The 1234-nt window shown below is 58.3% G+C and carries 1 protein-coding gene; it reads left to right on the top strand.

The window, feature by feature from the left end:
• The first annotated feature begins 242 nt into the window (after positions 1-242).
• Complete coding sequence (locus EC839_RS24075) at positions 243-1214, top strand: IS110 family transposase (RefSeq protein ID WP_007163128.1); 972 nt, start codon at positions 243-245, stop codon at positions 1212-1214.
• The last annotated feature ends 20 nt before the right edge of the window (positions 1215-1234 follow it).

Genomic DNA, 1234 nt, shown 5'->3' on the forward strand with positions numbered 1-1234 from the left:
CGGTTTTCCACCCTTGTATCTCGACTGAGGCCTCTTTGCGAGGTCATAGTCCCCGACTGATCATCGGGGGAGGATGGCAAGCCGTTTCCACCCTTAAGCCTTTGAGCTTGCAACGTAGATTGGGCTGCCTCCTCCACACTCATCCAACAAGTCCGAACGGTATCTGGAGCCTCAAGAGCTCGTATTACGCAAGGTTGGACAGGATGACGTGATCATCAAGACACCTTCGTGGAGGAGATCTCATGGCAGTGGTAGTAGGCGTCGATATCGCCAAGCGCACCTTTGATCTGGCGATGCTGCAACCTAACGGCAAGCATCGAACCAAGGGCAAGCTGGCTAACGACAAGGCAGGCTTCGCGGTCTTTGCCGACTGGCTGCAGCGGCATGCCGAACCGGAGGCCTGGATCGTGATGGAAGCGACTGGCATCTACCACGAAGCACTTGCCGAGCACTTCCATGCCTTGGGCTATCGGATCGCCGTGCTCAACCCGGCGCAGGTTGCCCGCTATGCGCAAAGCCAGCTGCAACGCAGCAAGACAGACAAGCTCGATGCCAAGCTAATCGCCACCTTTGGCCAACTGCATCTGGATCGACTACGGGCCTGGCAACCTGAGCCTCTGCCCTTGCGCCAACTCCGCGCGCTGACCCGACGCCTGGAGGATCTGCAATCGCTGCGACAGATGGAGCTCAATCGGCTTGAGGTCAGCCCGGACAACGTCCAGGACTCAATCCGGGCAGTCCTGCAGCGGCTCGATGAACAGATTGCCTGGACGCTAGAACAGATCAAACGGCACATCGACGATGACCCGGACCTACGCGGCAAACGTGATCTGCTGGTGAGCATAGACGGTATCGCCGATAAGACCGCAGCCCTGATTCTAGCTGAGCTGGGCGATATCGGCCGCTTCACCCATGCTCGCGCCGTCACTGCCTTTGCGGGTCTGGATCCGCGCTTGCAGGAGTCTGGCACCTTTCACGGCCGTACCTGCATCTCGCGCACAGGATCAGCCCGTTTGCGCACCGCGCTGTACCTGCCTGCTGTCGTGGCGTTAACTCATAACCCAGCTATCAAAGCGCAAGCCGAACGCCTGAAAGCCAAGGGCAAGAAGGGAAAACAAACCGTCTGCGCAGCCATGCGCAAACTGCTGAGCATTGCCTATGGCGTGCTCAAATCGGGCAAGCCTTTCGATCCTGCCTTAGCAATTGCACACTGAGGTGGAAGACGGTATCTACG

It is taken from the genome of Pseudomonas sp. JUb52 (assembly GCF_004341115.1).
In the GTDB taxonomy this organism is placed as follows: domain Bacteria; phylum Pseudomonadota; class Gammaproteobacteria; order Pseudomonadales; family Pseudomonadaceae; genus Chryseomonas; species Chryseomonas oryzihabitans.

What these genes read in the sequence shown, in the direction of transcription:
- EC839_RS24075 (WP_007163128.1), top strand. Translation starts at nt 243, where the DNA reads ATGGCAGTGGTAGTAGGCGTCGATATCGCCAAGCGCACCTTTGATCTG.